18 protein-coding genes are annotated in these 17,531 nt (G+C 74.4%); 7 read left to right on the top strand and 11 right to left on the bottom strand.

What is annotated here, in order from left to right:
* Nucleotides 1–56: 56 nt before the first annotated feature.
* The 3 genes from RLT57_RS05045 to RLT57_RS05035 all read right to left on the bottom strand — a co-directional run bounded on the left by RLT57_RS05045 (nucleotide 57) and on the right by RLT57_RS05035 (nucleotide 3,282).
* Nucleotides 57–308 carry a hypothetical protein gene (locus tag RLT57_RS05045; protein WP_311296150.1) on the bottom strand — a complete coding sequence of 84 codons (252 nt, stop codon included), beginning with the start codon at nucleotides 306–308 and terminating at the stop codon, nucleotides 57–59.
* Between the two features lie 78 nt (nucleotides 309–386).
* Entirely contained in the window at nucleotides 387–1,430 is a 1,044-nt protein-coding gene (locus tag RLT57_RS05040; RefSeq protein ID WP_311296149.1) for a DEDDh family exonuclease, read from the bottom strand.
* A 325-nt stretch (nucleotides 1,431–1,755) separates the two neighbouring features.
* Nucleotides 1,756–3,282, bottom strand: a complete 1,527-nt coding sequence (locus RLT57_RS05035) for a S8 family serine peptidase (protein WP_311296148.1) — start codon at nucleotides 3,280–3,282, stop codon at nucleotides 1,756–1,758.
* A gap of 488 nt (nucleotides 3,283–3,770) precedes the next feature.
* On the opposite strand from RLT57_RS05035, the gene moaA reads away from it, so the two are divergent.
* Nucleotides 3,771–4,760 (top strand): GTP 3',8-cyclase MoaA, encoded by a 990-nt coding sequence (moaA, locus tag RLT57_RS05030; protein ID WP_311296147.1) that lies wholly within the window; start codon nucleotides 3,771–3,773, stop codon nucleotides 4,758–4,760.
* Here moaA and RLT57_RS05025 read toward each other — a convergent pair.
* The 5 genes from RLT57_RS05025 to RLT57_RS05005 form a co-directional block, all read right to left on the bottom strand.
* On the bottom strand, nucleotides 4,743–5,006 hold the full coding sequence (locus RLT57_RS05025; RefSeq protein WP_311296146.1) for a hypothetical protein: 264 nt from the start codon (nucleotides 5,004–5,006) through the stop codon (nucleotides 4,743–4,745). The two genes, moaA and RLT57_RS05025, sit on opposite strands and share 18 nt — an antisense overlap.
* A 249-nt stretch (nucleotides 5,007–5,255) precedes the next feature.
* Entirely contained in the window at nucleotides 5,256–5,633 is a 378-nt protein-coding gene (locus tag RLT57_RS05020; RefSeq protein ID WP_311296145.1) for a DUF3099 domain-containing protein, read from the bottom strand.
* 158 nt (nucleotides 5,634–5,791) lie between these two features.
* Complete coding sequence (locus RLT57_RS05015; RefSeq protein WP_311296144.1) at nucleotides 5,792–6,343, bottom strand: RNA 2'-phosphotransferase; 552 nt, start codon at nucleotides 6,341–6,343, stop codon at nucleotides 5,792–5,794.
* Between the two features lie 6 nt (nucleotides 6,344–6,349).
* Nucleotides 6,350–7,741 (bottom strand): metallopeptidase TldD-related protein, encoded by a 1,392-nt coding sequence (locus RLT57_RS05010; protein WP_311296143.1) that lies wholly within the window; start codon nucleotides 7,739–7,741, stop codon nucleotides 6,350–6,352.
* A gap of 91 nt (nucleotides 7,742–7,832) precedes the next feature.
* The gene (locus tag RLT57_RS05005) at nucleotides 7,833–9,359 is read right to left on the bottom strand and encodes a TldD/PmbA family protein (RefSeq protein WP_311296142.1); all 1,527 of its coding nucleotides are present in this window, start codon (nucleotides 9,357–9,359) and stop codon (nucleotides 7,833–7,835) included.
* Between the two features lie 311 nt (nucleotides 9,360–9,670).
* On the opposite strand from RLT57_RS05005, the gene RLT57_RS05000 reads away from it, so the two are divergent.
* From RLT57_RS05000 to fabI, 3 genes are all read left to right on the top strand, one after another.
* Nucleotides 9,671–10,567 carry a lytic polysaccharide monooxygenase auxiliary activity family 9 protein gene (locus tag RLT57_RS05000; protein WP_311296141.1) on the top strand — a complete coding sequence of 299 codons (897 nt, stop codon included), beginning with the start codon at nucleotides 9,671–9,673 and terminating at the stop codon, nucleotides 10,565–10,567.
* 121 nt (nucleotides 10,568–10,688) lie between these two features.
* Nucleotides 10,689–11,411: a 3-oxoacyl-[acyl-carrier-protein] reductase gene (gene fabG, locus RLT57_RS04995; protein ID WP_311296140.1), complete on the top strand. Its 723-nt coding sequence runs from the start codon at nucleotides 10,689–10,691 to the stop codon at nucleotides 11,409–11,411.
* Between the two features lie 5 nt (nucleotides 11,412–11,416).
* Nucleotides 11,417–12,184 carry an enoyl-ACP reductase FabI gene (fabI, locus tag RLT57_RS04990; protein WP_311296139.1) on the top strand — a complete coding sequence of 256 codons (768 nt, stop codon included), beginning with the start codon at nucleotides 11,417–11,419 and terminating at the stop codon, nucleotides 12,182–12,184.
* Nucleotides 12,185–12,382: 198 nt separating this feature from the next.
* Here fabI and RLT57_RS04985 read toward each other — a convergent pair whose 3' ends face one another.
* Nucleotides 12,383–13,060: a FadR/GntR family transcriptional regulator gene (locus RLT57_RS04985; RefSeq protein WP_311296138.1), complete on the bottom strand. Its 678-nt coding sequence runs from the start codon at nucleotides 13,058–13,060 to the stop codon at nucleotides 12,383–12,385.
* Between the two features lie 187 nt (nucleotides 13,061–13,247).
* On the opposite strand from RLT57_RS04985, the gene RLT57_RS04980 reads away from it, so the two are divergent.
* The 3 genes from RLT57_RS04980 to RLT57_RS04970 all read left to right on the top strand — a co-directional run bounded on the left by RLT57_RS04980 (nucleotide 13,248) and on the right by RLT57_RS04970 (nucleotide 14,424).
* Nucleotides 13,248–13,370, top strand: coding sequence for an SGM_5486 family transporter-associated protein (locus RLT57_RS04980; protein WP_311296137.1), 123 nt, complete (start codon nucleotides 13,248–13,250; stop codon nucleotides 13,368–13,370).
* A 179-nt stretch (nucleotides 13,371–13,549) separates the two neighbouring features.
* Nucleotides 13,550–13,804 carry a hypothetical protein gene (locus RLT57_RS04975; protein ID WP_311300925.1) on the top strand — a complete coding sequence of 85 codons (255 nt, stop codon included), beginning with the start codon at nucleotides 13,550–13,552 and terminating at the stop codon, nucleotides 13,802–13,804.
* A 98-nt stretch (nucleotides 13,805–13,902) separates the two neighbouring features.
* Nucleotides 13,903–14,424, top strand: coding sequence for a SixA phosphatase family protein (locus tag RLT57_RS04970; protein WP_311296136.1), 522 nt, complete (start codon nucleotides 13,903–13,905; stop codon nucleotides 14,422–14,424).
* Between the two features lie 18 nt (nucleotides 14,425–14,442).
* Here the strand turns inward: RLT57_RS04970 and serB are convergent, their stop codons facing one another.
* Together serB and RLT57_RS04960 are read right to left on the bottom strand one after the other, a co-directional pair.
* Nucleotides 14,443–15,684, bottom strand: coding sequence for a phosphoserine phosphatase SerB (serB, locus tag RLT57_RS04965; protein WP_311296135.1), 1,242 nt, complete (start codon nucleotides 15,682–15,684; stop codon nucleotides 14,443–14,445).
* A 212-nt stretch (nucleotides 15,685–15,896) separates the two neighbouring features.
* Nucleotides 15,897–17,516: a streptophobe family protein gene (locus tag RLT57_RS04960; RefSeq protein ID WP_311296134.1), complete on the bottom strand. Its 1,620-nt coding sequence runs from the start codon at nucleotides 17,514–17,516 to the stop codon at nucleotides 15,897–15,899.
* Nucleotides 17,517–17,531: the final 15 nt, after the last annotated feature.

The raw sequence follows: 17,531 nt of genomic DNA, 5'->3' as shown, positions 1-17,531 counted from the left end.
GTCGTTACCGGTGTGGCGGGGCCGCCCTGCCGTGTCCGGGCCACCTGCCGTAGGCGTCACGCGGGGGTCGAGGACCCGAGCCTGTCCACGATGCCGGCGGAGCCCTCCGCTCGGGCGCAGTGGCCGCCGCAGTACCAGTGGCCGCCGGACTCCACGCCGTGGCCGACGATACGGACCCGGCAGTGCTCGCAGACCGGGGCCAGCCGGTGGATGGCGCACTCGAAGCTGTCGAACACGTGGACCACCCCCTGGGTGTGGACCTCGAAGCTCATCACGTAGTCGTTTCCGCAGACCTCACAACGTGCCATGACGCACAGGCTGCGATCCGCCCCACCGGAGGGCAACACAGCTCGCGGGCCGGGCCGGCGGTATCACCCGGACGGACGTCAGCCGTGGACCCCGGGGGCGGGCTGGACCGCCTTGAGGAGCTCGGCGAACCGGCGCTCGTCGATCACCGGGGTCCCGAACTCCCGGGACCTCGCCGACTTGGCGGTCGCCGCGTCCGGGTCGTTGGTGACCAGCAGGCTGGTACGGCGGCTGACCGAGGTGGCGACGTGCAGGCCGGCGTCGGTGGCGCGGTCCTCCAGCAGCTCCCGGTCTATGCCGGTGTCCCCCGAGAAGGCGACCCGCATGCCCTGGATCAGCGGGCCGCCCGGCGCCAGCGGGCCCGGGTTGGGGTACGGGCAGGGCGGGCGCCTGCGGGCCGGGCGCCAGGTGCGGTACCCCGACCCGTACACGCGGCCGTACCGCGGCTCGGGCAGCTGCGCGGCGGCGGTCGCCGGGGCGGTCGCGGCGGAGTCCACCCACTCGGTCAGCGGCCGGCAGGCGTGCAGCGGCAGCGGCAGCCCGGCCGCGGCGGCCAGGTGCAGGCTCGGCCGGAACGCCTCGGCCAGCACCCGGGCGTCGTCCAGCGCGTGGTGGGCGCGCCGCTGCACCACCCCGTAGTGCGCGGCCAGCGACTCCAGCTTGTGGTTGGCCAGCGGCAGCCCCAGCGCCTTGGCCAGCACGATCGTGCACAGCCGGTGCTCGACCGGCGCCGCCGACCCGGCCCGCGCGTACTCCCTGGCCAGCATCGACCAGTCGAAAACCGCGTTGTGCGCCACCAGCACCCGCCCGGCCAGCCGCCCGGCCAGCTCACCGGCGACCTCCGGGAAGAGCGGCGCGTCGGCGAGCATCGCGCCGGTCAGCCCGTGGATCCAGACCGGGCCCGGGTCGCGCTGCGGGTTGACCGGCGAGTACCAGTGGTCCTCGACCTCACCGCGGGCGTCCAGCCGGTAGACGGCCGCGGAGACGATCCGGTCGTCCTTGCCGAGTCCGGTGGTCTCCACGTCGACCACCGCGTAGCCCTCGGGGTATCCGTCGGGCCACGGGGCGGGCAGGGAGGTCCCGCCGCCGAAGGCGGCGGGCGGCTCGGTCGTTTCGTCCAGCATGGTCACCGAGGATAAGGGCCGCCACCGACAGCGCGGGCACGGGCTCCGCCAACTGCCGGTCGGGGACCTGCCGGAAGGACCGGTGGGCGGCCGGCCGAGGGGGCGGGGAAGCCGCCGGGACCGCTCCCGCGGCTCCTCGGCGCCCGCTCCGCGCGCCTTCTCCCGACCCCGGGGCGGGCGCCCACCGGCCCCCCGCGCCGGCCCCGGGAGCCGTACCGCCCCCGGCGCCCGGTGGGGCCCTGGAGGCGGTACGCCGACGACTGCCGGGTCATCCGGCGCCGGGTCATCCGGCGCCGGTCATCCGGTGGCGGTCACTTGGCAGCGGTCACTTGGTGACCGCGTCCAGCGCGTCCACGATCCCGGCACCGTAGAAGCTGTTGAACCGCCGCGATCCGGTGCAGGTGGCGTCCTGCACGCCGTTGCCGTCCGGGTCGTAGAACCCGGTCGGGCAGCCCGGGTTGTCCGCCTCGGCCTTGAGCAGCGCCTGCACCTGGGCCGGGGTCGCGTGCGGGTGGTGGCTCTTGACGAGCGCGGCGACCGCGACCACGTGCGGGGTGGCCATCGACGTGCCCTGCAGGTAGCCGTACGTGTTGCCGGGCAGGGTGGACAGGATGCGGCCGTTGCCGGACGGGGTGGCCGGGATCTGGTGGCTGTCGCCGCCGGGCGCGGCCACGTCGATTACGCCCAGCCCGTAACTGGAGTAGTACGACTTGAGGTTCTGCACGCCGGTCGCCGCGACCGTGACGACCCCGGGGAGCTGGGTCGGCAGGTCCCAGCAGGTGTGCGGGTCGACGGTCCGGGTCACCGCGGTGCCGTCGTCGGGACTGGAGTCGTCGGTCAGCGCGTGCGAGGCGAGGTCGTCGTCGCTGTTGCCCGCGGCGGCGACGTTGAGCACGCCCTTGCGGGCGGAGTAGTCGGCGGCGCGCTCGACCGCGTCCACGATGGCCCGCTGGTCGGGGTCGTTCAGGCAGTTGTAGAGCCAGGGGTCGATGTAGTAGCTGTTGTTGGTCACCGCGATGCCGTGGTCGGCGGCGAACACGAAGGCGCAGACGACGCTTTCGGGGTAGAACAGCTCGGTGCCGGGCTCGCTCACCTTGATCGCGGCGATCTTCACGTTGGGCGCGACCCCGGCGACGCCGATGCCGTTGCGGGCGGCGGCGATCTCACCGGCGACGTGCGTGCCGTGGTAGTCGGCCGCCGGGTCGTAGGGCCGCCAGGCGCCCGGCGAGGTGTCGGCGACGCCGCCCACGCAGTTCGCGGACTGGGCGGCGGAGAAGTTGGCCGCCAGGTCCTCGTGGGTGTCGTCCACACCGGTGTCGATGATGCCGACGGTCACCTTGCGGCTGCCCGGGTCGACCGCGGCCGCGCGGTCGGCGCGGATGGCCCGCAGGTCCCACTGGTCGGCCTCCAGCGGCTCCTGGCCGGGCGCGGCCTTCGCGCCAACCTGGGCGACCTGGGCGGCGGTCAGCTTCTGCGGCGTGCCCAGCTGGGTGGTGGTGGCGGGGGCGATCGCGGCGGTCCTGGTGGCGCCGGCGCTCTGCACGCCGGGCGTGTGCCGGAGGGTGGCCGCGAAGTCCGGGTTGGCGGAGTGCACGACGATCACACCGATCCGGTCGTAGGCGATCACCACCTGGCCGCCGGCCCGCCCGATCGCGTGTTCCACTGATCTCAGCGTGCCGGGGCGGGTCCCGGTGTTCACCACGTACGACAGCAGCGGCCCGTCGACGCGGGGGCCCGGCGCGGTGGGGGTGTGCGCGGAGGCCGTGCCCGGCAGTACGGCGAGGGCGGCGGTCAGTACCAGGCCGGCGGTGGCCGCGAGTGCGCGGCGGCGCGGCCGGGGGAGCGGAGGCATGGGGGGGTCTCCATTCGTCCGGTGTCCTCGTCCGGCGGCGGGGTTGCCTTTGGACGAGTGCATGACCAGCGAAACTAGCGTCCGGGCTGGCCCGGCAGCAGGCGAACCTCGGAGAACGCCCGGAATTCCCCACCGGCCGACACGGTTCGGCCACAGTGGCGGGTATGGGACGTGCGGCGTGCGACGGTCGACGGTCCGCGTGCGGCCTGTCGCCCGGCGGACGGCCGGCGGCCTGCGGCCCGGTGCGGTGGCGGGTGGCGGGTGGTGGGTGGTGGTGGGTGGTGGGTGGTGGCGGGCGGTGGGTGGCGGGTGGTGGTGGCAGGTCATGGCAGGTCGTGGGCGGCGCCCGGCGGCCGGCGTGCGGCCCGGCGGGCGGCCCCGGGACCCGGCGGGTACGCCGCGGCGCTACCCGCGGCCCCCGTCCCCGCCGGCGGCGGCCATAGGCTGGAGGGAATGCCGGCGCGCGAGCGCCTGAAGGAGGCGGAACCGTGCTTTTGGACACCTACGGGCGGGTGGCGACCGACCTGCGGGTCTCGCTGACCGACCGGTGCAACCTGCGCTGCACGTACTGCATGCCGGAAGAGGGTCTGCGCTGGCTCGACCGGCCCGACCTGCTCACCGACGACGAGATCGTCCGGATGGTCCGGATAGCCGTCACCGACCTCGGCGTCACCGATGTGCGCTTCACCGGCGGCGAACCCCTGCTCCGCCCCGGCCTGGCCCGCATCGTCGCGGCCTGCGCGGCCCTGGAGCCGCGGCCCAGGCTCTCGCTGACCAGCAACGGCATCGGGCTGGGCCGGACCGCCGCCGCACTGCGCGAGGCGGGTCTGGACCGGGTCAACGTCTCGCTGGACACCCTGCGCCCCGAGGTCTTCCGCACCCTGACCCGGCGCGACCGCCACCACGACGTGCTCGCCGGACTCCGGGCCGCCGCCGCGGCCGGCCTGGCCCCGGTGAAGATCAACACCGTGCTGATGCGCGGCCTCAACGACGACGAGGCCCCCGACCTGCTGGCCTGGGCCGTCGAGCACGGCTACGAACTGCGCTTCATCGAGCAGATGCCGCTGGACGCCCAGCACGGCTGGGAGCGGACCGGCATGGTCACCGCCGAGGAGATCCTGACCAGCCTGCGCACCCGCTTCCACCTCACCCCGGAAGGCGCGACGGCCCGCGCCTCCGCGCCCGCCGAACGCTGGCTGGTCGACGGCGGCCCGGCCCGGGTCGGGGTGATCGCCTCGGTCACCCGCCCCTTCTGCCGCGCCTGCGACCGTACCCGGCTGACCGCCGACGGCCAGGTGCGCAACTGCCTGTTCGCCCGCGAGGAGTCCGACCTGCGCGCCGCACTGCGCTCCGGCGCCCGCGACACGGAGATCGCCGAACGCTGGAGGGCCGCCATGTGGGGCAAGAAGGCGGGCTCGGGCCTGGACGACCCGGCGTTCCGCCAACCCGACCGGCCGATGTCAGCGATCGGCGGCTGAGCCCCCCGCCGCCGGATCCCCGGCGGTGGGGGGCTCAGCGGACCGCTCCCACTCCGCCAGCGCCACCACGTCCTTGAGGAAGCCGCGCATCCCCAGGAAGCCGGACAGGTGCTCGCGGTGCTCCTCGCACGCCACCCAGGTTTTGCGCCGGTCCGGCGTGTGCAGTTTCGGGTTGTTCCACACCAGCACCCAGACCGCCGCGCTCCGGCAGCCCTTGGCCGAGCAGATCGGCTTCTCGTCGCTCACAGTGCCCAGTAAACAGGGCCGCGCGGCCCGCCGGCGAACAAGGCGACGCCGGGCAGCCACGGGGGGAGCCGCCCGGCGTCGGTCCGTCGCTCCGACGGGGGATGCGGAGCGCGTACGCAGTATGTCACGTGCTCAGCCCGCCGTGGAGAGGTATCCGCACGATTGATCTGAGCTTCCCTTGAGCTTCGAAGTCCGCTTTCACAGGTCCATACCGGCCCCCTGCGCCGCAGGCCACCCGCCGGTTCGGCATCAGGCCGCGTCGGGCCCCTCTGCGGGCTCGGACCCGGGCGTCACCGGCCCGGCGGGCCGGTCCGCCGCGGGTTCCGCTTTCGTTGCCTCCAGCACCGGACGCACCGGCTGGGGGACGTACGCGGCCGGCGCCGCCGGTGCGTTCTCCCGCCCCGCGTTGGCCACCACCACCGCCACGTAGGGCAACGCGGCACCCACCACCAGCATCACCCACGCCACCGGGCGCGCCACATCCCACAGCACCACGGTCAGGATCACCGACACGGTACGGATCGACATCGAGACGATGTAACGGCGCTGCCGGCCGCGTACGTCCTCGGTGAGCCCGGTACGCGCCCCGGAGATCCGGAAGACCTCCGACGCACCCCGCTTCCGCATGCCGTCCCACCACCCGCCCGCTCGCCCGGACCGCGCCGGTCACGCGCCCGCCCCGGCCACGCACCACGGTACGCCGTGAAACACCCGCGCGGTGCGGTGGGGCGCGGCGGGGCGCGGCCCGGCCGGACACGGCGACCCGCCGGACCGAGCGCGCCGGATCACCCCGGCGGCCGCCGTATCCGGTCGGCCGGCACCGCGTCGGTCAGCCATACGCCGTTGGCGCTCACCCGGAACCCGTGGCCGGCCGCCGCCAGCCCGGCGGCGTCCACCTCCAGCACCACCGGACGGCCGTGCCGCGACCCCACCCGCACCGCCGTCGCCGCGTCCGCCGACAGGTGCACGTCCTGCCGCGCCATCGGCAGCAACCCCTCCCGCAGGATCCGCGGCAGAGCGGCCGCCGCCGTCCCGTGGTAGAGGACGGCCGGCGGCGCGGTGGCCGGCAGACCGAGCTCCACCGCCACCGAGTGCCCCTGGCTGGCCCTGATCCGCCGGCCGTCCTCCGAGTAGGCGAACCTCTTCTTGCTGTTGGTCGCCACCACATGGTCGAGTTCGGCCCGCGAGAAGCCGCGGCCCCGAGCCGCGCACGCGGCGATCAGCACGTCCACGTCCACCCAGCCGCCCTCGTCGAGCGCCACACCCACCGACTCCGGCCGGTGCCGCAGCACCAGGGACAGGAACCTCGACACCCTGACCGCGCGTTTGTCGTCCATCCTCCGTCAGACCCCCTGGCTGACCGAACTCATGTTGAAGTCCGGGATCCGCAGCGCCGGCGCCGCGGCCCGGGTGAACCAGTCGCTCCACTCGCGCGGCAGCGTCCGCTCGGTGCGGCCCGCCTCCACCGCCCGGCCCAGCAGGTCCACCGGTGACTCGTTGAACCGGAAGTTGTTGACCTCGCCGGTCACCTCGCCGTTCTCCACCAGGTAGACGCCGTCCCGGGTGAGGCCGGTGAGCAGCAGCGTGGCCGGGTCGACCTCGCGGATGTACCACAGGCACGTCAGCAGCAGCCCCCGCCCGGTCCCGGCGACCATCTCGGCGAGCGAGGACCCGCCGCCGCCGTCCAGGATCAGGTTGTCCGCCGCCGGCGCCACCGGCACCCCGGTCAGGCCGGAACCGTGCCGAGTGGCGACCAGCTGGTTGAGGGTGCCGTCCCGCACCCACTCCACCGGGCCCAGCGGCAGGCCGTTGTCGAACACCGAGGAGTCGTCGCCCGAGGCGTAGGTGATCACGAACGGCGCCGACTCCAGGCCCGGTTCCGCCGGGTCGCTGCGCAGCGTCAGCGGCAGCGCGGCCAGCTTCTCACCGATCCGGGTGCCGCCCCCGGGCCGGCTGAACACCGTGCGGCCCTCCGCGGCGTCCCGGGCACCGGACGACCACAGCTGGTAGATCAGCAGATCCGCGACCGCGGTCGGCGGCAGCAGCGTCTCGTACCGCCCCGCGGGCAGCTCCACCCGCCGGGCCGCCCACTCCAGCCGCCGGTCCAGCTCCGCGTCCATGGCCAGCGGGTCGACGTCGGCGAAGTCCCGGGTGGACGCGCCCACCCACGCCGACTTCGTACGGTCCGGGGACTTCGCGTTGACCTCCAGCGTGCCGGTCGGCTGGTCGTGGCGCAGCCGCAGCCCGCTGGACGTGCCCAGATACGTCGAGGTCACCCGGTGGTGCGCGAACCCGTACAGCTCCCGGCCGCTGGCCCGGGCGGTGGCGAACGCCTCGCCCAGCGCGGGCGCGAAGGCCGCGAAGACCTCGGAGGAGGTCTCGGCCGGCGCCTCGGTGAACCCCGCGGACCGCGGCACCCCTGACACCAGCGGCTGCGCGTCCTCCGCCGGTCCCGCCGCGCGGGCCGCCGCCTCCGCCGCCCGCACCAGCGGCTCCAACTCGTCCGCGGTCACCGCGGAACGCGACACCATCCCGGTGGCCGTGCCCTGCGCGCCGTCCACCGTGGCGATGACGGTGAGCGTACGGCCCCGGGTGACACCGTTGGTGGTCAGCGCGTTGCCCGCCCAGCGCAGATTGGCGCTCGACCCCTCGTCCGCGATCACCACGCAGCCGTCCGCTTTGGACAGCGACAGCGCCCGCTCGACGATCTCGTGCGGCCTGGTCGTGACACTCATCCCTCGTCCCCCATCGCTTCCGTCTCCACTCGCCGATCCCGTCCCCCGCCGCCCGGCCGACGTCCCGTGCCGCCGGCCCCGGCTCCTCCGCTCACAGCCGCCCCGCTTCCTGCGCGGTGTTGAGGACGTTCACGCCCCGGAACACCGCCGCCGGACACCCGTGACTGACCGCCGCCACCTGCCCCGGCTGCGCTTTGCCGCAGTTGAAGGCGCCGCCCAGCCGGTATGTCTGCGGGCCGCCGAGCGCCTCCATGGAGCCCCAGAAGTCGGTGGTGGTGGCCTGGTAGGCCATGTCCCTGACCTGGCCGGCGAGCCTGCCGTGCTCGATCCGGTAGAACCGCTGTGCGGTGAACTGGAAGTTGTAGCGCTGCATGTCGATCGACCAGGAGCGGTCGCCGACCACGTAGACGCCGTGTTCCACACCGCTGATCAGCTCGTCGGTGGAGGGGCCGGTCGGGGCGGGGCGCAGGGACACGTTCGCCATGCGCTGGACGGGGACGTGGCGGGGGGAGTCGGCGAAGGCGCAGCCGTTGGAGCGGTCGAAGCCGGTGAGCCGGGCGATCCGGCGGTCCAGTTGGTAGCCGACCAGGATGCCGTCCCTGACCAGGTCCCAGGACTGGCCGGCGACGCCCTCGTCGTCGAAGCCGATGGTGGCCAGGCCGTGTTCCGCGGTGCGGTCCCCGGTCACGTTCATCAGCGGGGAGCCGTACTTCAGGGTGCCGAGCTGGTCGAAGGTGGCGAAGGAGGTGCCCGCGTACGCCGCCTCGTACCCCAGCGCGCGGTCCAGTTCGGTGGCGTGGCCGACCGACTCGTGGATGGTCAGCCACAGGTTCGACGGGTCGATCACCAGGTCGTACCGGCCCGCCTCGACGGAGGGCGCGCGCATCTTCTCGGCCAGCAGGCCGGGGATCGCGGCGAGTTCGGCGTCCCAGTCCCAGCCGGTGCCGGTCAGGTACTCCCAGCCGCGGCCGGCCGGCGGCGCCAGTGTCCGCATCGAGTCGAAGCCGCCGCTGCCCGAGTCCACCGAGACGGCGGTGAGCTGGGGTTGGATCCGCACCCGCTGCTGGGTGGTGGTGGTACCGGCGGTGTCGGCGTAGAACTTGTTCTCCTGCACCGCCAGCAGGGAGGCGTCGGCGTGCGAGACGCCCTCGGCGGCCAGCAGCCGGCTGCTCCAGTCGGCGAGCAGCGCGCTCTTCTCGGCGTCCGGCACGTCGAACGGGTTGATCTCGTACGACGACACCCACACCCGGTCGGCGTGCACCGGCTCGTCGGCCAGCTCGACCCGCTCCGCCGACCCGGCCGCCGCGATGACCTTCGCGGAGAGCCTGGCCATCGCCACCGCCTGGCCGGCCACCCGCGCCGCCGCGTCCATCGTCAGGTCCACCCCGGAGGCGAAGCCCCAGGCGCCGCCGTGCACCACCCGGACCGCGTAGCCGAGCGTGGTGCTGTCCGAACTGCCGGTCGGCCGGGCGTCCCGCAGCCGCAGCGAGGCGTCGCGGATCCGCTCCAGGCGGAAGTCCGCGTGGTCGGCGCCCAGCGCGCGGGCCCGCGCGAGCGCCGCGTCCGCGAGCGACCGCAGCGGCAGCGCCAGGAATGACTGATCGACCTCATGAGGCACGGTTGGGTTCCCTTTCGACCGTTCGACAGGTAACGGCAGTGAACCACGTAGCCAGCAGGCCCTGCGCGGACATTTCGCAGCCCTGTGGACAACCCGCCGCATCCCTCCGGCGCTCGGACCGCGGTCCGCCGCGCGGCCTTCCGCGCGCAGGGCTTCCGGTGGCCTTGCCGCCGCTTCCACCCGCCCCGGCCCCGCCCCCGCCTCGGTCCGGTCCCGACCCTTGAGTTTGGTCCAGACCAATCCGTATGCTCATGACAACCGCCCTCTCTTGTCCGCAGTGCACCACCTCAGGCACGACAGGAGCCCCCCACATGTCCGTACGCCACACCACCGCAGCGGCCGGCGCGGTCGCCGCCGCCCTGCTGACCGTCACCCTCACCCCGGGCCTGGCCGCCGCGCACGGCGCGCTCAGCTCCCCGGTCAGCCGGGTCTCCGGCTGCTACGCCGAAGGCCCGGAGAACCCCAAGTCCCAGGTCTGCAAGGACCTCGTCGCCGACAGCGGCACCCAGCCGCTGTACGACTGGAACGAGGTCAACATCGCCAACGCCGACGGGCAGAGCCGGACGATCATCCCCGACGGCCACCTCTGCTCGGCCAACCGCGACAAGTACCGCGCCCTGGACTGGGCCCGCACCGACTGGCCCGCCACCCCCGTGACGGCCGGTTCGACCACGGTCGACTTCCGCGTCACCGCGCCGCACAAGGGCACCATGACGCTGTACATCACCAAGCAGGGCTACGACGCGACCAAGCCGCTCAAGTGGTCGGACCTGGACGGCACGCCGATCGCCACGTACGCCACCGTCGCCTCGGCGCCCAGCGGCTACTACACGATCAACGCGACTCTGCCGGCCCGCACCGGACGGCAGTTGATCTACCAGGTGTGGCAGCGCAGCGACAGCCCCGAGGCCTTCTACGGCTGCTCCGATGTCGTCTTCGGCCAGTCGGCCGCCGCCGCGGCCACGGCGGCGAAGGCGGCGTTCAAGGCGCCCACCGAGGCGCAGATCGCCGCCGGGGAGTCCCGGTCCACCGTCAGCCACCACGGCCACGGCGGCACTGAGCCCATCGCGACCAGCGACGTAGCGGACTCCTCCGCCGGCGGCGCCACGTTGGAGGCCGCCCTGTCCGGCAGCGCGGTGCTGGCCTCCGGCGCTCTCGGGCTGCTGTTCTGGAGCCGGCGCAGGGCCGGCACACGCGCGGGGAGCTGATCCGCCCCCTGTAGGAAACTTACAGGGGACCGCGAGTCAGCCTGTCGGGGCCGATCCCCCGGGACGCAGCGGGTACCGATACCTTTCACTGGACAGGCCGTCTAGTGGGAAGGGTGATCCGTTGAGCCGCTCGGTTCTCGTCACCGGAGGTAACCGGGGCATCGGCCTCGCCATCGCGCGGGCGTTCGCCGAGGCGGGCGACGACAAGGTCGCCATCACCTACCGTTCGGGCCTGCCCCCCGCCGAACTCACCGACCTCGGCGTCCTGGCGGTGCGGTGCGACATCACCGACCCGGAGCAGGTGGAGCAGGCGTACAAGGAGATCGAGGCCGTCCACGGCACGGTGGAAATCCTGGTCGCCAACGCCGGGATCACCCGCGACCAGTTGCTGATCCGGATGACCGAGGAGGACTTCACCACGGTCCTGGACACCAACCTCACCGGCACCTTCCGCGTCGTCAAGCGCGCCAACCGCGGCATGCTGCGCGCCCGCAAGGGCCGGGTCGTGCTGATCTCGTCGGTCATCGGCCTGACCGGCCAGGCGGGCCAGGCCAACTACGCGGCCTCCAAGGCCGGCCTGGTCGGCTTCGCCCGCTCCCTCGCCCGTGAACTCGGCTCCCGCAACATCACCTTCAACGTCGTCGCCCCCGGCTTCGTCGACACCGACATGACCCGGACGCTCAGCGACGAGCAGCGCGCCGAGATCGTCGCCCAGGTGCCGCTCGGCCGCTACGCGCAGGCGGAGGAGATCGCGGCGGCCGTCCGCTTCCTCGCCTCCGACGACGCCTCGTACATCACTGGAGCCGTCATCCCCGTTGACGGCGGATTGGGCATGGGTCACTGATCACCATGAGCGGAATCCTCGACGGCAAGCGCGTCCTCATCACGGGTGTGCTGATGGAGTCCTCCATCGCCTTCCACACCGCCAAGCTGGCTCAGGAGCAGGGTGCCGAGATCATCCTGACCGCCTTCCCGCGGCCGACCCTCACCGAGCGGATCGCCAAGAAGCTGCCCAAGCCGGTCAAGGTGGTCGAGCTGGACGTGACCGACACCGGGCACCTGGCCCGCCTGGAGAACGTGGTGCGCGAGGAACTGGGCGGCCTCGACGGCGTGGTGCACTCCATCGGCTTCGCCCCGCAGGACGCGCTGGGCGGCAACTTCCTCAACACGCCCTTCGAGTCGGTCGCGACCGCGATGCACGTGTCGGCGTACTCGCTGAAGTCCCTCACTATGGCCTGCCTGCCCCTCATGGAGAACGGCGGCTCGGTCGTCGGCCTCACCTTCGACGCGCAGTACGCCTGGCCGCAGTACGACTGGATGGGCCCGGCCAAGGCCGCGCTGGAGGCCACGTCCCGCTACATCGCCCGCGACCTGGGCAAGCAGAACGTGCGCTGCAACCTCATCTCGGCCGGCCCGATCGGTTCGATGGCCGCCAAGTCCATCCCCGGCTTCGCCGAACTCGCCGATGTCTGGAACCACCGCTCGCCGCTGGAGTGGGACATGTCCGATCCCGAGCCGGCCGGCCGCGGCGTCGTCGCCCTGCTCTCGGACTGGTTCCCGAAGACCACCGGCGAGATCGTGCACGTGGACGGCGGGCTGCACGCCGTCGGAGCCTGACCGGCCCGTGCCCCGGGGGCCGTACCAGTGCCCTGGTTCGTCCGAGCGGTCACGCCGTACGGGTCTCACGCCGTACGGGTCTCACGCCGTACGCGCGCGAGCGCGGACGAGGCGGCGTGCCGTGTGCCGTGCCGGCGCCCCGTGTCCCGGCGGACGCGGGGCGCCCGGCCGTCGGGTGCGTCCCGGCGGCCAAGGGCGTCAGGCCTCGGTGAAGCCGCAGGGGAAGGCGTGGCCACGGGCCTCGGCGGCGGCCCGGTCGGCGTCGCGGTCGCGGATCGCGGCGACCAGGCGGGCGTGGTCGAGGTGGTCCGCGGGGCGCAGCCGGGCGCCCGCGTCGGCCCGCGGGAAGTCGCGCAGCACCTGCCCGAGGTCGGCGTACAGGGCGGTGAGCACCTCGTTGTGCGAGGTCGCGACCACCGCGAGGTGGAGCGCGGCGTCGGCTTCCGCGAAGGCGTCCGCGTCGCCCGACCCCCAGGCCGCCTCCCGGCGGGCGAGCAGCTCCTCAAGGTGTGCGAGGTCCGCCTCGCCGCGGCGCTCCGCGGCCAGCGCCGCCGCCGTCGCCTCCAGCGAGCCGCGCAGTTCCGCGACGTGCAGCGGGTCCGCGTCGGCGAACCGCCGCCCCATCACCGCGGCCAGTTCGCTGGTGGCCACCACGTAGGTGCCCGAGCCCTGCCGGATGTCGAGCAGCCCGTTGTGGGCGAGCGCCCTGACCGCCTCGCGGACGGTGTTGCGGGCCACCCCGAGCCGTTCGACCAGCTCGGGTTCGGTGGGGATGCGCGAGCCCACCGGCCACACGCCTAAGGCGATCTCGGCGCGCAGCCGGACGATGACCTGGTCGGAGAGAGTGGCGGCGCGGGGCACGGGTCCGAGATTCATCCCATCATTCTATGGCGGGGCTGTGCGGGACGGCGAATCCATCGCCCCGGCCCGCCCGTCGCGCCGGCGGCCGCTCTGGTGGTCCCGCGGACCGCGCGCGGTGCAGTGGCCGGGCGCGACCGGGACGCCGGGGGGCGAACGGCGACCCCGCCGCGGCCGACCCCGCCGCCGGTGCCAGACTGGCCGCATGCCCGTCCTCGAACCGAACCCCCCGCAGCCCCAGCGGCGCCTGCTGATCCTCTTCGGCCTGATGATGGGGGTGCCCGCCATCGTCGCGGTCGTCGCCGTCATCGCCGCCCGGATGGGCTGACCGCCCGGCCCCGGCCGGACCCCTGAGCGGAGGGTGGGGACAACCCCACCGTCCCTAGGGGGTCAGGGTCAGGGTGAAGTGGGTGGACGGCCGGATGGGTCCGCCCACCCCGCCCCCGTAGCGTCGAACTGCACCCAGCGATCTGGCAGTTCGACGGTCCAACCACGGAGGCGGTCACCGTGACCACGCAGTTCCCGTACCTCGCCACCCGGCGGCGCGGCCCGGCCGCCACCGCCCCCGACACCCCCCGCGACACCGTCCGGGTGCAGACCCGGCTGCCGTGGTGGGCGGTCGCGCTGCCCGCCGTGGCCTTCGCCGCGCTGCTGGCCCTGCTCAGCGCGGGCCCGGCCGACGCCTCGGCCGCGGCGCCCACCGCCGACACCCTCGCCCGGCTCGCCGCCGACCTCGGCGATCTGCTGAGCCGGCTGCTGTGAGCCGCGCCCTCGTACGGACCGGTAGCCGGACCCGCCGGGGGGGCGATCGCCGCCGCCCATCCCGCGCCTGACCGCCGGATTTCTGGAAAGCTGAGGGCATGAGCGCCGATTCACCCCGCACCCTCGTCCTGCTCCGGCACGCCAAGGCCGACTGGCCCTCGGTCCCGGACCACGAGCGACCGCTGGCCGACCGCGGCCGACTGGACTCCCCGGCCGTCGGCCGCCGCTTCACCGACGACGGCATCAGCCCCGAACTCGCCCTGTGCTCCACCGCCGCCCGCACCCGCGAGACGTGGAAGCTCGCCGCCCACGAGATGCCGCACCGCCCCCGGACGGTGTACGAGGAGCGGCTCTACGAGGCGAGCCTCGGCGACCTGCTGGCGCTGCTCGCCGAGACCCCCGACGAGGTCCGCTCGCTGCTGCTGGTCGGCCACAACCCCGGCATCCACGCCCTCGCCGAAGCGCTGGCCGGCGCCGCGGAAGGCGACGCGCTGGCCCGGATGAACCGGGTCGGATTCCCCACCGCAGCCTTCGCGGTCCTCGCCGTCCCCGGCTCCTGGAAGGCCGCGGAGCACGGGGTCGGCACGTTGACGGGCTTCTGGACACCCCACGAGGCGTAGCCGCGGCGCGCCGGCCGCTCAGCCGGTGACGAGTCCGTCCGTCTCGTCGGCGGCCTCGATCTCCTCCCGGGTGATGCCCAGCAAATACAGCACCGTGTCGAGGAAGGGTACGTTCACCGCGGTGTCCGCCGCCTGGCGGACCAGGGGCTTGGCGTTGAAGGCGACGCCGAGTCCGGCCGCGTTCAGCATGTCCAGGTCGTTGGCGCCGTCGCCGACCGCCACCGTCTGGCTCAGCGGCACCCCGGCCTGCTCGGCGAAGGCACGCAGCAGCCGCGCCTTGCCGGCCCGGTCCACGATCGGGCCGGTCACCCGGCCGGTGAGCCGCCCGTCGGCCACCTCCAGGGTGTTGGCGGCGGCGAAGTCCAGGCCCAGCCGCTCCTGGAGGTCCTCGGTGACCTGGGTGAAACCGCCCGAGACGATGCCCACCTGGTAGCCGAGACGCTTGAGGGTGCGGACCAGGGTGCGCGCGCCCGGCGTCAGCCGCACCTCGGCGCGGACCTTGTCCACCACCGAGACGTCCAGGCCGGCCAGCAGCGCCACCCGGGCGTGCAGCGACTGCTCGAAGTCCATCTCGCCGCGCATCGCCGCGGCCGTCACCTCGGCGACCTCCGCCTCGCACCCGGCGTGCGCCGCGAACAGCTCGATCACCTCGTCCTGGATCAGTGTGGAGTCGACGTCCATCACCACCAGGCGCTGCGCCCGGCGCTGGAGCCCGGCCGGCACCACCGCGACGTCCACACCGCGGGCCGACGCCTCCGGGGACAGCGCGGACCGCAGCCGGGCGGGCTCGGCGCCCGACACCGCGAACTCCACCGCGGTCACCGGGTACTTCGCCAGCCGGAAGATCCGGTCGATGTTGCCGCCGGCGCCGGTGATCAGCGCGGTTATGGCCGCCGTGGCCTCGGCGGTCAGCGGGCTGCCCAGCACGGTCACATGGCTGCGGCCCTCACCGCGCGGGCGGTTGTCGCCGGTGCCCGAGATGATCTCGGCCTGCATCCGCGAGGTCTCCGCCCAGGTGTGCACGGTGGCCCGCAGCTCACCCTCCGCCCCCCGGGCGGTCGGCGCGGTCACCAGGGCGCACAGCACCATCCGGCCCCGCGTCACGACCTGCTCGATGTCCACCACGTCCACGCCGTAGCCGGCGAGCGTGTCGAAAAGCCCGGCGGTGATGCCGGGTCTGTCCCTGCCGAAGATCTTGACCAGCAGGGTCGGCGTGGCCGCGGGCGGCACGCTTGCGGGGCTCTGCGAGGCGTCATCCATGGTGCGTCCACGGTATCCGCCGAACCGATCACCCGAACCACCCGTCCCGCCCTGCGGACAGCCCCCGCCACCTTGTCCCGGGCCGTCCCGCCAGCGGCGCGGCGGCCGGGGCCGAGGCGGCCCGCCCGCGCGCTGGGCGCGGGGCGGGTGCCGTCGCGCCGGGCGGAGCCGGCCGCCACGGGAGGCCGGGAGCCCGGCCCGGGGGCGCCGGGTCAGGACGGCGGACGCGGCGGCGGGGGCGGCCACTCCTTGTCCTTGGCGGGGGAGGGGTCGGCGTACGGATGGGGCTCCTGGTAGGGGTTCGGCCCCTGGTCCGGGCGGTAGGGCGTGCTCGGCTGGTAGGGACCGGGCCGGTAGGCGAGGGCCGGATACGTACGGCCGGCGTCGTCGGCCACCGGGCCGGGCGGAGCGGGCGGAGCGGGCCGGGGAGCCGGGCCGGGCGGGCCGGCCGGACTCGGCGGGGTGTCCGCGGGGACCGGCGCGGGGCCCGGGACCGCGAGGGCGGCCGGCCTGCGGCCGGCCGCACCGGTGGCCAGGGCCAGGAACGCCCCCGCCGCGCCGGCCGCGGCGCCCCAGAGCGCGCCCAGCAGGAAGGCCAGCGTGGCGTTGCCCCGCAGGTCGATGCCCGCCCCGACCGCGTCGAAGCCGAACACGGACAGGTTGGCGTTCACCGTGACGCCGGTGAGCCCGACCAGGAGCGGCAGCGCCAGCGCCGTGGCGACCCCGAGCCGTAGCGCGCACGCGGCCACGAAGCGGCCCCGGGTGGCCTCCGGCGGCGTACGGGTCGCGGTCAGCGCCCCGGCCAGCAGCATCATCAACGCGGCGGCGAGCGGCAGCAGCCACACCCGGCCGTCGAGGTCGGCGAGCGCGCCCGGCGTGATGGTGGCCCCGCCGTGCCCGGCCACGAAGCGCCCCACCGGGTCGGGCAGCAGCGAGGCCAGCGGCCCGGACGCCGTCCCCTTCCACGGTACGAACAGCCCCAGTGGCACCGCGAGCCACACCCCGTTGGGCGTACCCAGCAGTGCCGCGCCCATGATCCGACCCGGCTGATCCCCGGTCGCCGCCGCGAACACCGCCGCCGCGAACCCGGCGAGCACCGCCGTCAGCAGCACCGCGGTGATCGCCGACACGGCCGGCCGCACCACCCGGTGCAGCGCCTGCCACCCGGCCGGCAGCGGTGTCCGGCGGGACGCCAGGAGCGCGATCAGCAGCACCACCAGCACCCACACCAGCGCCCCGAGCAGCGACCGCCCGGTCTCCACGTGGAACTTCACCGAGGTGTCGGCCTTGACGATGTCCTGCAACCCGTCGGTCAGACCGCCGCCGATGTCCCCGATCCCGGGCAGCCCGCCCAGCAGATCGCCGGCGGTCCCGCTGGACGGCCCGACCGAGCCCGCGTCGATGGCCACCGTGTCCTGCCCGGCCCACGCCAGCCCGCCGACCAGCGCCAGAAACAGCGCCGCCGTCGTCGCGACCCGCGCGGCCAGTTCGGCCGGCGTGACGAGCGGCCCCGCCCGGCGCAGTGACCGCAGGAACACCCAGACCAGGAACAGCGCCCCCACCAGGCTCACCCCGAGCGGCGTGATGCCGATCGCGGCCTGCGTCTGCGACCCGGTCAGCCCGAACACGCCGATGTCACCGGTCGGCCGCACCTTCCCGCCGACCGCCATCGCGACGACCGCCGCCGTCATCGGCCCCAGCGAGGCCGACGCGTCCGCGCCGAGCAGGTGAAGCCCCAGCGCGGCCACGCCCGCCATCGCCGCGAACGCCCAACTCACCGCGGCCAGAGAGCTGAACAGCACTCCGGCCCAGGGCGTACTCCGTGCACTCATCCGTAGACCCCCGAG

This window comes from Streptomyces sp. ITFR-21, assembly GCF_031844685.1.
Taxonomy (GTDB): Bacteria; Actinomycetota; Actinomycetes; order Streptomycetales; family Streptomycetaceae; genus Actinacidiphila.
Note: the sequence above shows the minus strand (reverse complement) of the source record. Positions and strands in the feature narration are given on the sequence as shown.